Annotated in this window: 11 protein-coding genes; 4 read left to right on the top strand and 7 right to left on the bottom strand. The window is 57.7% G+C overall.

The genetic code is table 11. The features are described 5' to 3' along the window. Positions 1 to 118 precede the first annotated feature (118 nt). Complete coding sequence (locus Mal65_RS16495; protein ID WP_390621979.1) at positions 119 to 2,341, bottom strand: hypothetical protein; 2,223 nt, start codon at positions 2,339 to 2,341, stop codon at positions 119 to 121. A 188-nt stretch (positions 2,342 to 2,529) separates the two neighbouring features. Between Mal65_RS16495 and tpx the strand changes: the two genes are divergently transcribed. After that, entirely contained in the window at positions 2,530 to 3,045 is a 516-nt protein-coding gene (tpx, locus tag Mal65_RS16490; protein ID WP_145299901.1) for a thiol peroxidase, read from the top strand. 140 nt (positions 3,046 to 3,185) lie between these two features. Here tpx and Mal65_RS16485 read toward each other — a convergent pair whose 3' ends face one another. Further along, entirely contained in the window at positions 3,186 to 3,815 is a 630-nt protein-coding gene (locus Mal65_RS16485) for a BON domain-containing protein (protein ID WP_145299898.1), read from the bottom strand. Positions 3,816 to 4,243: 428 nt separating this feature from the next. Between Mal65_RS16485 and Mal65_RS16480 the strand changes: the two genes are divergently transcribed. Further along, entirely contained in the window at positions 4,244 to 6,154 is a 1,911-nt protein-coding gene (locus Mal65_RS16480) for a DUF3352 domain-containing protein (protein ID WP_165701324.1), read from the top strand. Here the strand turns inward: Mal65_RS16480 and Mal65_RS26580 are convergent. Next, on the bottom strand, positions 6,132 to 6,326 hold the full coding sequence (locus Mal65_RS26580) for a hypothetical protein (protein WP_165701323.1): 195 nt from the start codon (positions 6,324 to 6,326) through the stop codon (positions 6,132 to 6,134). The two genes, Mal65_RS16480 and Mal65_RS26580, sit on opposite strands and share 23 nt — an antisense overlap. On the opposite strand from Mal65_RS26580, the gene Mal65_RS16475 reads away from it, so the two are divergent. Together Mal65_RS16475 and Mal65_RS16470 are read left to right on the top strand one after the other, a co-directional pair. Continuing rightward, positions 6,325 to 6,828 (top strand): iron-sulfur cluster assembly scaffold protein, encoded by a 504-nt coding sequence (locus Mal65_RS16475; RefSeq protein ID WP_165701322.1) that lies wholly within the window; start codon positions 6,325 to 6,327, stop codon positions 6,826 to 6,828. The two genes, Mal65_RS26580 and Mal65_RS16475, sit on opposite strands and share 2 nt — an antisense overlap. Positions 6,829 to 6,895: 67 nt before the next feature. After that, positions 6,896 to 8,173, top strand: a complete 1,278-nt coding sequence (locus tag Mal65_RS16470) for a SufS family cysteine desulfurase (RefSeq protein WP_145299864.1) — start codon at positions 6,896 to 6,898, stop codon at positions 8,171 to 8,173. 429 nt (positions 8,174 to 8,602) lie between these two features. Here the strand turns inward: Mal65_RS16470 and Mal65_RS16465 are convergent, their stop codons facing one another. The 4 genes from Mal65_RS16465 to Mal65_RS16450 form a co-directional block, all read right to left on the bottom strand. Next, positions 8,603 to 9,769 carry a hypothetical protein gene (locus Mal65_RS16465; protein ID WP_145299852.1) on the bottom strand — a complete coding sequence of 389 codons (1,167 nt, stop codon included), beginning with the start codon at positions 9,767 to 9,769 and terminating at the stop codon, positions 8,603 to 8,605. A 115-nt stretch (positions 9,770 to 9,884) separates the two neighbouring features. Continuing rightward, on the bottom strand, positions 9,885 to 10,796 hold the full coding sequence (locus Mal65_RS16460; protein ID WP_145299849.1) for a cell division protein FtsQ/DivIB: 912 nt from the start codon (positions 10,794 to 10,796) through the stop codon (positions 9,885 to 9,887). A 67-nt stretch (positions 10,797 to 10,863) separates the two neighbouring features. Then, positions 10,864 to 11,763 carry a UDP-N-acetylmuramate dehydrogenase gene (locus tag Mal65_RS16455; protein ID WP_196784234.1) on the bottom strand — a complete coding sequence of 300 codons (900 nt, stop codon included), beginning with the start codon at positions 11,761 to 11,763 and terminating at the stop codon, positions 10,864 to 10,866. A gap of 437 nt (positions 11,764 to 12,200) precedes the next feature. After that, positions 12,201 to 12,605 (bottom strand): thioredoxin family protein, encoded by a 405-nt coding sequence (locus Mal65_RS16450; protein ID WP_145299842.1) that lies wholly within the window; start codon positions 12,603 to 12,605, stop codon positions 12,201 to 12,203. Positions 12,606 to 13,225: the final 620 nt, after the last annotated feature.

Raw genomic sequence — 13,225 nt, 5'->3', positions numbered from 1 at the left:
CAAATGAAACAATCGCAGAAATGCGCATCGCGCCTGACCCGAATACGGTCAGGCGTTTTTTCATGCGCTGACGCAATGCCTGGCGGCGGAAAGCCACTTGCCCGCCGTGGCGGCATCGTCACGATGCGCGATAGTTTTCACCGAAGACGGACAGTGCACCGGCTTTGGCGGCCAGGCCGCCCAGGATCGCGATGAACACGACCAACAGCGATCCGCCGATGACGTATTTGAACAGATAGCGTCCGGTAAACATCTGGTTCCATCGCAAACGCTGGTCTTCGTCGATGCCTTGCAGGGACGCCATCGTACGTACGTCCCCGTCAAAGGGTGCCGGACCAACCGCCTGGACCGTGGATGTAAAGACTTTGCCCTGATCGCTGTGGCATTCCAAACAACCTTTGGCACCCAATGCTTGGCCGGCGCCGCGAACGTTGTGGGCCAGCGGCCAAGTCAACAGGTCGATCGACTGCTGTGTCGATTCCGCGAACTTGCCCGGATCCAACAGTGCGAGGTCGGTCAATGATTCCGCAGTGCTCGGCGCGTCCCAGACGTCGTCGTTCAGGTCCGCCGATGTTCGCGTGACATACACTTTGCCGGCCGATACATAGGCGGCACGTTCGACTTCCATTTCCTTTTGGATTGCTTCCAAGGCCTCCGCCAGCTTCTCATCAAACTCGGCTCTGCCAAGTTCGGCTTGTTTCAGTTCCAGTTTAGCCAGCTCATCGGCTGTCAATTCTTCGTCTTTCAGCCCACCGCGTTCTTCTCCCAAGGCTTCTTGGCGGTCGCTGCGGCTAAGTTTTGGAAGCGTCAATTCGGCGACAAAGTCCTTGCGAACTCGCAGCGAACGACGCGTGACTTCAAAGACGGTCTCCGGTGGCAGCGGCGTCAACGAATCGCCATCAACCGATGCAAAGAACGACGGCCACATGCCACGCTGGGGATAGATCATCGATTCGGGCGGGTGATGTTGGTGGCCCGATTCGGAATGGTGCCCGGTGTCAGCGTCGTCATCTGATGAATCTGACGATTCCTCATCTGTTTCTCCGTCAGACGCCGGCCGATCCGATCGTTGTGTCAATTGATCGTAAATCGGGCCGATGATGGCCGGCCATTCATCGCCGGTGCGGTGATCCTTGGATCCCAGCGAATGGGCCAGCGACGTCATCATCCGTGCGGCCGAATCACTCGGGACCGGCCCGCTGTGACAAGTCGTGCAGGCCAATTTTTCGAAGTGTAACGCGGGCAATCCGGCGTGCTCGGGCATCGGGGACGCAAGCCGACCGGCAAGTGCGATCGTTTCTCCGGTGCTTTCGTCGGTAACACCGTAATGGCAGCCGCGACAACTGAGTGTTTGGATCGATTGGCCGGTCACGTGATTTTGGCCTTCGAACCCCCGCACGATGTCGTGATCGATGCCGTTGCGATGGCAATCGACACACGCCATGCCGGCACGCAAGTGAATGTCTTCGTCGTGAATCCAGCGAGGTTCGATTCCGTGATCATCAACGCTGCGATTGCTGTGGCACTGGTAACACGCGTTGTCCTCGGGCATGCGGACCAGGTCAAAAAACACGGTTCCATCTTGGCCGAATCGGTTGGCGTCATATTCGACGGTCGGCAGTTTCGACTGGACCGATTCGTCGCTGATGTCCGAACCGGTTTTGATGCGCGACGCTTCGCCGTTGACGATGCCCAGGCGAATCGCGGCGGTGGGGACCCACGCGAAGTTTTCTTTTTCGACTTGTTCGCGGCGAACTTCCATGTCGTATCGACCCGACACCGCGTGACAAACCATGCAATCGATTTCCAACGTTCCGGTCAATTCCCAGCGTGTTTCCACATTGGGTTCTGACGAATCATCCTCGGAGTCCTCGGCGGGTGGTTCCTTCGAATCGGATTCGACGGGAACCGCGATGGTGCCGGGAAGCCGCGCACCAAAGTGACGAATCAATTCGAAATCGCTGATTCCAATTTCGTGTGGATCGAAGCGGTCTCCGTGATCGCGTGTCGACAGCGGCAACTGGGTTCCGGTCCGCGGGTCGGTCCAAATCCATGGTTCCGATGCACGACCGTCATCGGGGCGCAAACCCGATTCCAGCAACGCGTTGAAGTGCCAGCCGTGTGCAATCGTTTGGTAATCGTGGCAGCGGCCACAGGTGTTCAGCGGTGAATACGGCTGATCGGATTCCGGCGTGATCTTGCGATTGTTGACATCGTACAAATCGATGTGGTGCAGAAATCTGGCGTTGCCGTCGTGGTGTGCATACCGCGAGCCGTCCGCGGCGATGGCTTGCCGGCAAATACCGCCAGATAGCAGCCCGAAAAGCGTCAGGGTTCCTATGACAAAACGAATCACTTCAATCAACCTTCCGGCAACACATCCAAGATCGCGGCACTGTCCAAGTTTGCCCCATTCACTGGACCAGAGGAAGCCGACATACTTTCCGCCCCCATCGGTGTGACGCCGATGGTTCTTCCTCGCAACGCGACGACCGATTACGCGAAATCCAGATTTTAAGGAGTTTTCCGATGAGCCGCAGTGGAGTGATCACTTTCAAGGGCAATCCGATGACCTTGGAAGGTGACGAGTTGACCGTCGGCGGCCCGGCGCCGGATTTCACGTTGCATTTCGCAGGCAACGGGTTGGAAACGCTGACCTTGGCCGATTTGAAGGGCAAGCCGACGATCATCAGCGTCGTTCCCAGCCTGGATACGCCCACGTGTGCGATCCAGACCAAACGGTTTAATCAAGAACTGGCGGCGATGGGCGATTCCATCAACGCTGTGACAGTAAGCCGCGATTTGCCGTTCGCACAGAAGCGATTTTGCGGTGCCGAAGATATCGAAATGAAAACGGCCAGCGATTACCAGACCCACGATTTCGGTCGCGATTACGGTTTGACCATCGCCGAACTGAAACTGTTGGCGCGTGCGGTCGTCTTGCTGGATGCCGATGGCAAGGTCGTTTACACCCAAATCGTTCCGGAAGTCGCCGAAGAACCGGACTACGATGCGGCACTTGCCGAGCTGAAAAAGCTGGTCTGAAGCCGGTCATCAGACCTTGCCAAACGAAAATCAGGCTCGAACAGAGATGGAATCAGTTCGAGCCTGTCGTTGTTTTGGGCCGATCGTGAATCAGTTCGCCGGTCCGTTGGCGGTTGTGCCAGCGCAACTTAACGGCGGGCTCACGGGGCGACCTGCAAATTGTTCTGGACGTCGTAGATGCCGGGTTCCAGTCGCATCAACAGCTCGCTCATTCGTCGATCTTTTTCGCTGGCGACCGTCCCCTGAAGCGTTGCGGTTTGCCCGGTGACCTGAACATTCACACCGCCGTAGCCGCGACGGTTCAAGCGGCTGAAAGTCTTCACGGCAGAACTTCGAACCTGCGTGGCCGGACGCGGGGGCACTTGCACGGCGCTGCGGACGCGGGTGCGAATGCTGGGTTGATTGCTTCCCCCCGCGTTGCCGCCGAATCCAAAAGCGCTGCCGAACAGCGATCCCAAGCCTCCGCCGCCCAGGCCGCCGAATCCGCCGGTCGCCCCACCGCCGCCGGTCCGGCCCGTGGTGGTGGTCGTGGATGAATTGCGTGTCGATCCGATGCCTTCGCTGGTCGATTCGCCGATGCCGCCGGAGCGTTCGATCGTCGCGTCGATCGCTTGGTTCAGCGACGAATTGGTCAAACCACCCGACACTTGCGATGCCGCACTGTCGGTCGCCGCGCCGCTGGTCGGGGCGGTTTGTGCCGACGCGATTCCGCAGGACATCGCGGCACTGGCGGCAAGAAAAGTGGCAATGAAGCGAATTCGGTGAAGCATAGAAGCGTTCCCGGGGACTGTGCGTTTGCGTGACGGGGTGTCGTCTGGCGTGTATTGCCAGGAATCAATGGCCACTATTCGGCGTGACCCGATGGACATCTTCAAGCCCACCGCTGGGAACCGATGCCTGCGCCTGTGACGATGCAAATCATCACATCGCTTCCATCGGATCGCCCGACCGGCCTGCTTGATGGTTCACATGATTTTAACCATCGGCCGCGTCGAAGGTTCTGAATCAGGTCGACCGGTGGCTGATTTGCCTGTTCAGGTTGAACAGATGCCAAGATCGTAACGGTCAAATCGAATAAGCTGGCTGACGCACGGAAAATGCCGACCCATTGCCCGCGTCCAGCGGTGTCACCGGCGACCGAGCGAAGGTTTTCGTCTGCGCAACAGCCATTCCCCACTACCCCTCCGGATTCCCCACGATGTTTCCGCGATCTCGCCGCTGCCGTCTTGATCGGTTCTGTCGATTGTTGATGCCGCTTTTGGTCGTCTCCGCGGTGCTGCCTTGGCATCGATCTGCCGTGGCGGCCGATGCCGAGTCATCGCTGCCGGGCGCGCCAATGCTGCTGCCGCAGGACACGTTGGCGTACATCCGCATCGCCGACGTGCAAGACATCCGCGAAGGATTCGGACGCACCTCCATGGGTCGCATGATGCAGGACCCACAGATGAAACCCTTTGTGTCGGACGTGTATGGCGTGCTGGACGAATCGTTCCAGGAAATTTCCGCGGTGATCGGCGTCGAATTGGGAGAGTTGTTGAACATCCCGCAGGGCCAAGTCGCATTGGCCCTGGTGCCGCAACTGATGCCCGAACCGGATCCCGATCAAGAGGTTCGCGATGAAGATGACGATGAATCGGAAGAAGCCATCAAGCGTCGTCTTGCCCAAAAACGCCGCCAGCAAAACGGCTTCGCTTTCGTTTTAATTGTCGATGCCAAGGACAACATTGATACCATCAATCGGTTGTTGGAAAAGTTCGAAACTCAGTTGGCCAAGGATCGGCTGATCCGACGCGATGCCACCATCGACGGGACGAAGTTAGTGCGTTGGTTGCCGCCACGCGTCGGCCGTCCTCCGGTGGAATACTTTGTGCGCGACGGTGCGATGGCAATCGGTGTCGGCCAGGATACCGCCGGAAGCGTGCTGAAGCGTTGGGTCAAAGAAGATACCAGTCCTTCGTTTGCCAACAACAACGACTTCACTTCCGTGCTCAGCCGTAGCGTCGGTGCCGAAGACACGATGCCCCAGCTGACGTTCTTCGTGGATCCCTACCACATTGTCGAACGCATCATCAAAGCCAACGGCGGTGCAGCCGCGCTGGCTTGGCCGCTGATCGAACAATTGGGCATCTCAAAGATTCGCGGCATCGGCGGCAGCACTTTTCAAGGCGGCGAGTTCTTTGACGATATTTCGCACTTGCACATCGTCATCGATACACCCCGTGATGGGTTTTTTGGTGTTTTGCGTCCGTCCACTGGTGACACCGTTCCCCCGGCTTGGGTGCCGGCCGATGCGACCAGCTACATGACGGTTCACTGGGACTTTCCTCAGACCCTGGAAAACTTGGGCAAGATCCTGGACAAGTTCAACGGTGAAGGCAGCGTCGACCGTTTCATGGAAGAACCGTTGCAGAAACGTACCGGCATCAGTTTGCAGAACGAAATCTTGCCGCTGTCGACCGGGCGGATGGTCAGCGTTCGTTGGTTGGAACCGCCGATGCGAATCAACAGCCAAATCAACTGTTTCGCATTCGAAGTCAACGATCGTGATCAGGCGACCGAAGTCTTTGATCGTTTGGTGAAGCGTTTTCCCAACGCCATGAAGCCGGTCGTGATCGCCGGCACGATGACCTATGACTTGAATCGAAATCGCAACCAGAAATTGCCGGAGGGACTTCGGCGTCCCGAACCAACGCTGTTCCAATTGGGCAACTGGATCGTTTTTTGCGACAGCCAAGCATTCATCCAGCGGATGGTGCAAACCAACGCCGGTGTGCTGCCCGGTTTGGACGGTGAACCGGAATATGGGTTGGTGTCCGGTGAATTGGGCGGCAAGCTGGACGGCGAACAACCGTTTATGATCAGCTATGTTCGTGGCTCGGACTATTTTCGCCAGATGTTTGAACTGACCAAGAATCCCAGCACGCGACAGTTTCTTCGCCGCGTCGGCGAAGACAACGTCTTGGCACGGAAGTTTGTCGACCTGTTGGAACGTGATGAGCTGCCCGAATTCTCTCAGTTCGAAAAATACTTCGGCGCCGGCGGTATGTTCGCCTACGACGAATCTGGCGGGATCCATATCGGCACCTTCACGCTGAAACCGCTGGAATAGTGGTGCTCCAGTCCACCTGATTGGCGTTTGTCCGGCTCGGCGGATCATCGGCGAGGGTTTCGAATTCGGAATCCTCGCCTTTTTCGTGAACGTCCCGCTCGTCGAAACGGTCATTGACTCCTACACTGATGTTAAAAACATCTGCTGTAGCGAAAAAGTCGATCAAGTTCATGTGCCAGCCCGCTGCCGACCCGCCCGATAGCCCTGTTCAGCAAGGCGACTCCCTTTCGCACGATGACCCCGTTGCCCAAGTCGGTGGTGATGACCGAGTGCGTGATCACTACGAGGATCCGTTCGGGCTTGGCGGCGTCGATCAGCCCACGCACGCCGCGGAAATCGCTAACCCGTTTTGTGGCGATTATGTTCGAATCGAACTACGTCTGGAAGACGGCGAGATCGACGAAGTCGGATTTCATGCCGATGGAGGAGTCGTATGTCAGGCCGCCGCATCGATGCTGTGCCAACATGTCGACGGTCAAACGATCGATGTGGTCCGCAGAATGACCGCATCGGACATGGTCGATCTGTATGGCGAAAGTTTGACGCCGGGACAGCAGAAGTGCGCTTTGCTGCCCTGGCGGTGTCTGGATCGTGCCATTGATCGCCCACTGGATGATGAATCCGACGACTCCGTGGTTCAGTTCGGTGGCCCAAGTTTGGGTGAAGAAAGCTGATTTCGACGTAACTTGATGCGATGAGCCGTTCACAACATTCCAAGTGCCAACGAAGCAACCCAGTTTGATGAACACAGACGTCATGACATCCCCGCTGAACGTCGACGCGATTCGCGCGGACTTTCCGATCTTGGCGCGCAAAGCCGCTAGCGGCGCGGACCTGATCTACTTGGATAACGCCGCCAGCACCCAGCGTCCCGATCAGGTGATCGAAGCGGTCAATTTGTTTTATCGCGAAGGCTATGCGAATGTGCATCGTGGCATTCATACGCTCAGCGAAGAAGCGACCGCCGAATACGAAGCGGCGCGTCAAACGGTGGCCGAATTCCTCGGGGCCGGCACCAGCCGCGAAATCATCTTCACCGCCGGATGTACCGCGGCGATCAATACGGTCGCCCATAGCTGGGGTGTGACCAACCTTGGCGCGGGCGACGTGGTCTTGCTGCCGATCAGCGAGCATCATGCGAACATCGTCCCTTGGCAACAAGTGGCGGCGCGTACCGGATGTCGTTTGCAATGGCTGCCCGTCGGTGATGACTACCTGATTGACTCGCAAGTGGTCGCCGATGCGTTAGAAACCTATCAGCCCAAGTTGTTCGCGTTCGCCGCGGCCAGCAACACACTGGGAACCGAATATCCGGTCAAACGCTGGACCGAACTTGGGCACCAGTATGGTGCCACGGTTTTGGTCGATGCCGCACAGGCCGCTCCCCATCACACTGTCAACGTTCGTGATTGGGATGCCGACTTTGTCGTCTTCAGTGGGCACAAGGCGTGCGGCCCCACAGGCATTGGCGTGCTGTACGGCAAAGAAAAGTTGTTGGATGCGATGCCACCGTTTCTGGGCGGCGGCGGAATGATTCACTTGGTGACCCGCGACGGTTTCCAACCCGCCCGGCTTCCGGAGAAATTTGAAGCCGGAACGCCGCCGATAGCGCAAGCTGTCGGCCTGGCCGCCGCGATTCGTTATCTTCAATCGATCGGACTCGATCGCATCCATCATCACGAACAACAGTTGTGCCAGATTGCCGATAAAGGGTTACGTCAGATCGATGGTCTGACTGTGATCGGACCTGCACCGCAACACAAAAGTGGGATTGTCAGCTTTGTTGTTGACGGCATCCACGCCCATGACTTGTCGCAGTCCCTGGACTTGGACGGCATTGCGGTTCGTGCCGGTCACCACTGCACGATGCCGCTGCATGAATCGCTGGGGTTGGCTCAAACCTGTCGCGCCAGTTTTTATCTTTACAATTCTGCCGACGAAGCTTCGCGTCTGATCGACGCGGTCAAAACCACCCGCGACCGCTTCCTGAACCGCACCTCTCGCCGCCGCCGCGTTTAAGGGGACGGGGGGAATTAAAGCGGGGCAATGCGAGTCAGTTCAGTTGCAGCGTTCAGCGGTCTTGGCTTTCAGATTTGACCGTGGCTGTTGTATCGGCGGCGATCGTCTCGGCCGGCACTTCAGCAGGTGTCTGTTGGTCGTGCGTCCGAGAATCAAATTCATGGCCAAGCGTGATTGATTCGCTTTGATCGCAAGCATACTGCGAACCTTGGTGAGCGTGTCGTTGGCCCGCCGTTTCTTCGGCTCTGTGCAGCGATTGGGCTTCCGTTATTCAGTTCCGATGCAGTTGCCTGAAACACAGGCGATAGAGAGCAGCCTTTGGTTTGGATGGTCTCCAAGTTGTCGTCGCTGCGGCGCGAGATCTTCTCGTTGCGTGCGAAACAAACGCAGACCAATTCCAACGGCACTGAATCGGAAGGGGCTCTTTGATCAACCTGGTGCAAAGCAACTTTTGACCGACGCTTGACCACGATGGTGATGATGGCCGGTCTCGGCGGCATGCTGTTTGATTGATTCCGGATGGCCCACACAGACGCTATTGCCAAAGTACTTCTGCCAGTTCCAAACCAGATCCCGCCACATCGACAGGTCGATGCCTAGCGCTTGCAGTGTCTTCCGCAAGGACGCAGGAACTTTGAGATTCGTTTCTTCGACTGATCGTCTGGCCGTCCAGCGAAGCAGTTCCCAGTAATCCTTCCATGTCATGTTCAGAAAACCTTTGTCGCTGCTACGCACGCCACCAGTGTGGACCTCCGGTTCATCGGATAGTTTGTCCGGTAACAGAGTCAGCGGGCTGAGCCAGCCATCGCGCAAGATCTTTCGACAAGTCGGGTATTGTCGTTTCTTTTTCCGTTCCTGACGAAGTTCGTCCACCGGGGTGTCGCGGATTTTTGTGCCCGTTTCGTCAGTCGGAATCGGTCTCAAATCGAATGCAGCCGAATCCAGTTTGGCACCCTGGCATGCTTTGACCCGGTCGTAAACGCTGGTGTGTGGCGTTTGTTCGGGCGACTCCGCCATCGCGGCACGAACCGGATTCAGATCCACGTAAATGCTGCACGCCAACAGTCCCGCCTCGTCGACGATCCGCTGGCATTTGAAGCGTCCTTCCCAGAAACGCCCTGTGCAATCGTCCTGTTTGTTCGCCATTCGAGCGATCGGTTCGGACAGCGCCCGCATGAACCACGAGATGTCCGCCAGACGCCTGCGGATTTCGGCCAGTCTTTCCTTGTCCCGCACCAACGTTTGGACGTCGTTTTCCGTAGGTTCGGCAAGATGTTCCTCGAGTCTGCGACCGGGGAATACTCGCAACCAGCGGATCGCAACGTCTTCGTCGGACCACCGGCAGCAGACATCCGGGCGATTGCGGAGGATCTGGTGCATGTGGTTGCTCATCACCGCGTACGAAAGCACATCGACCGCAAAGACCGAGGCGAGTGCTTCCATTCGCCGGCGAATCCACTCCTTGCGGAACGAATAGTCTTTTCCGGATTCTCGATCGACGCCGGCCAAAAACGCTCGACGAACGCACCGTTGCACCACGTGCACAATGCAGACTTCGCCAGGGTCGAATTGTTCAGAACGCTTCGGTCGCGGCATCGGGCATCTCCTCCTGATCCAGAATCTGTCACATCCGTTCACCGGAGTCAAGTGAATGGTGGGTGGCACCATCTAGGAAGGCTGGAACTGGTGGTTGCTTCGACGGTCTGTACGCTTAGTGAGGTTGAGTGGCCATGCTGAGATTGGCGCCGGGGGCGACGCCGGCGATCAGGCGTTGTAGCTTGATCGAGGCGGCGACTTCACCGGGCATCTCCGAGCCCGGTGCGCTGCCCCAGAACACACGCTGTAACGCATTGCTGTCGCCGCGGTAATGGGCGGCCAACTGCTGACGGGTGCCCTGTAGCACCTCCAGCTGCGGTTCAGGATTTTGCCTGGGATCACCGACCACTTGGATCGCCCGGACTTGAACATCGCCGGCATCCGAGACGGACTTGGCAATGTTCAAGTAATCGGCCAGTTTCGCCGCAGCTCGGATCCGAGGATCCCCAAACGCTTGACCGGGAATCAATTGATTCCGCGACGGTTTGAACTGTGGGACGAAAATATGGCAGTACCGCTCGGTATCGCTGGGGCTGAAATGTTTGTCGGGCAACAACACCGCGTCACCGTCGACGGCAAAAAACCCGTTTTCGCCGGCCGAGTAAATCATTGCGGCGGGGCGACGATACGCCAGGCGGACGTCGACCGCGCCACCGGGCAATTTTCGCACGCTGATGACTTGGCGAACCCACGGATGGATTGCAAACGCCGAGGCAATTTTTGATGACGCACCGGCGTCCAACAAAGACAATTGGTCCATCGCGGTGTCTTCGTAGACATCCGTGACCAAATCAGCAACTTTGCTGCGGATTGATTCCGGCGGTTCGGATACGGTGATCTGTTCTTCGCGGACACCGAAATACCGGCGTGCCAAGTGTTCGGCGCCCCATTGATGCCAGGCCCAGTAGCCCACACACAGCAAGAGTGCAGGCCAAAGGATAGCCAGGACCGCGGGAGCTTTGATCAGCCGGGTCAGCAGACGGCGAATAGGCCGTGGCGAATCCTGTGGGGGCGAATCCTTCGCCAAGGTTCTGATCCTTCCAAAGTCAACGGCCTGGTTTTCCCTGGCCCAACGCGTTTCACTTTGATCTGTGCTACCAAATCTGTAGATTCAGCTGCAAGTCGACCCCGGTTTGCAGATGGACTTGTTCGCGGATGCGATCGATCAACCGCACGCACTGTTCGCTGGTCGCCCCTTCGTGGGCGATCAAATAATTCGGTTGGCGACTGTCCAGCGACACGTCGCCCTCGCGGATGCCCGCCAGTCCAACATTCTGAATCAATTCATCCGCCGATATCCCGTCGGGATCGACAAAGGGCATGGCGATTCGGCTATGCTGACTGGGCCGCTGTGAATTACGGCTGATCCACAGCTTTTGCATCCGCTTGTTCAGCGCGGTGATGTCGCTGGGTTCCAACTGAAAGGTGACTTCGCAGACAATTTGGCCGACCAACGACGTTTTTCGGTGACCAAATCCGGCATCTTCTTGGCTGATTGATCGCCGTGTACCGGTGCTGTCGAGCACGGAAATCTCCGCCACTGCCGATCCAAGATCGCGTCCGCCGGCCGAAGCGTTGCCGATCACGCCGCCGCCCACCGTTCCCGGGATCCCGATAAGATGCTCCAGCCCTGCCAAGCCGGCGCCGACGGATTTGATCACGGCGTTGGACAATTTTGCGCCCGCCCCGGCGACCAAACGGTTGCCATCAATCCTCAATTCACTGGTCGGGGCTGCGGCCATCGACAAGACCAGCCCGTCAAATCCGGCTTCACGCACCAAGACATTGCTGCCGCTACCCAAAACTCGCACGGCCATCCCCTCGGCGACGGCAAACGAGTAGAGCTGGGCAAATTGGTCCCAGTCCAAGGGCTCGGCAAAGAAACGAGCGGGGCCGCCGATTCCCAGCCAAACCAGAGGGCCGAGCGGTTCATCAGTGCGGACCAAATGGGACAATTCGTCTGGAAAGTTCATGCCCTTCGCTTCGGCTTCCATGGCGTCAGTGGGTGGGGAGTGAGAGGTGGCAGTTGCGCCGACGCGATCATTCAGATATTCGTCGTTCCACACCATTGAAACCAATGAGTGGGAGCCGGCGGTCATCGGTGCAGCGACAATCCTAGCGAGAAATGACGTCCGCGTTCAGCCCGAAGTGGCGGCCTGTTTCGCGACGATCGCAGAAGAATCACACCTGATGGACGCCGCGACTGCACATCCCGACGGATCGGTGAGCCGCACACGGATTCACCGATCGCAATGGTTTTTTACCAAACACGCGACCCAGAAGCCCCGACCGGTGCAAACAGGCCGGGGCGATTCGTCGCAGATTTTCGCTAGGCCCTGATTCCCAGACCCGCAAACGCGGGGATTTTCTGATCCCGGAGCCATGTCGATCGATCCCGGATTGCCGAAAATGTGGTCAGCAATCCAAAGAATCAGTTGTGATGCACGCGCGAAACGGCACGGCGGATCAATGATCGGACCGGCTGCGTGGGCTGGTAACCCTTCAGCTCTTCTCGCTTCCACGCGCCATCGATCTTGGTGAAGACGATCAATCGCGGGATCATCTTTTCACCCTTCAGCAACTGTTCGGCCAATTCAGGCTGAGCGTCGCGATCGACAACGGCAAAGCTGACTTGAGACAGTTCGCCGGACTGTTCGATACTCTTCAGCGTGGTGTCCTTCATGACGTTGCATGCCGGGCACCAGGGGGCGCCGACCATGACCATCAGGGGTTTGTGTTCAGCGACAGATTGCTTGTACGCCAGGTTGTAATCGCTGGGCAGCGTTTCAACGTGGCTGGCTGTCGTGACGGCTGCGGCAAATAGCAGCAAAAACATGCAAAGCTTCCTCGTTCCAGGGACTGGCTTTGGGACCAAGGTGCCGGCACCTTGCCGGCAAATCAGACGGGCACCACCGCACGACGTCAGGCGTTGGATGCGGTTTCCCGAGGTGAAAAGGGAGAAAAACAGAATCCTTGAACCCCAGCCAAACTTCTCGAAGATCAGCCGACGATTCGAATTCTTTTCGAATTGACCCAGTGTTTGACGCTGTTCCGAACGAACCCTTGTTTCCAAGGCGAACGGTCGGACACGCGAAAAACCCGTGTCGTGTCGGAAAACGAAAAGAGAGCCGTCCGTGACGAAATTGGCCCGAGTTCTTTCGGGGACCGTCCGTCGCATCGAGCATCCCAAATACCCGGCCTCCTGGGCCAATCACCCCCCAGATAGTGAGTCTGGCGAAGCTTTGGCGACTATCGCTGCCGGGCAAGCTGGGCGGAGTATAGGAGTCGACAAGGGGGCCGCAAGGGGCTGTGGCTTCATGGCAGATTGCCGACCGGTAGTGCCTTGTTAAGGTTCCGTTTCGGCGGGCTGTCTCGCCGACCAGCAAACGCTAAACTGTTCGAAGCCAAGCGGTTACGAGGAATCCGTTTTTTAATCCGAGGTTCCGTCATGCGGAG

This window comes from Crateriforma conspicua (assembly GCF_007752935.1).
In the GTDB taxonomy this organism is placed as follows: domain Bacteria; phylum Planctomycetota; class Planctomycetia; order Pirellulales; family Pirellulaceae; genus Crateriforma; species Crateriforma conspicua.
Note: the sequence above shows the minus strand (reverse complement) of the source record. Positions and strands in the feature narration are given on the sequence as shown.

Excerpts from the sequence above, each read along its gene's own strand:
- tpx (WP_145299901.1), top strand. The coding sequence starts at position 2,530 with ATGAGCCGCAGTGGAGTGATCACTTTCAAGGGCAATCCGATGACCTTG.
- Mal65_RS16485 (WP_145299898.1), bottom strand. The coding sequence starts at position 3,815 with ATGCTTCACCGAATTCGCTTCATTGCCACTTTTCTTGCCGCCAGTGCC.
- Mal65_RS16480 (WP_165701324.1), top strand. The coding sequence starts at position 4,244 with ATGTTTCCGCGATCTCGCCGCTGCCGTCTTGATCGGTTCTGTCGATTG.
- Mal65_RS16475 (WP_165701322.1), top strand. The coding sequence starts at position 6,325 with ATGTGCCAGCCCGCTGCCGACCCGCCCGATAGCCCTGTTCAGCAAGGC.
- Mal65_RS26580 (WP_165701323.1), bottom strand. The coding sequence starts at position 6,326 with ATGAACTTGATCGACTTTTTCGCTACAGCAGATGTTTTTAACATCAGT.
- Mal65_RS16470 (WP_145299864.1), top strand. The coding sequence starts at position 6,896 with ATGAACACAGACGTCATGACATCCCCGCTGAACGTCGACGCGATTCGC.
- Mal65_RS16465 (WP_145299852.1), bottom strand. The coding sequence starts at position 9,769 with ATGCCGCGACCGAAGCGTTCTGAACAATTCGACCCTGGCGAAGTCTGC.
- Mal65_RS16455 (WP_196784234.1), bottom strand. The coding sequence starts at position 11,763 with ATGGAAGCCGAAGCGAAGGGCATGAACTTTCCAGACGAATTGTCCCAT.
- Mal65_RS16450 (WP_145299842.1), bottom strand. The coding sequence starts at position 12,605 with ATGTTTTTGCTGCTATTTGCCGCAGCCGTCACGACAGCCAGCCACGTT.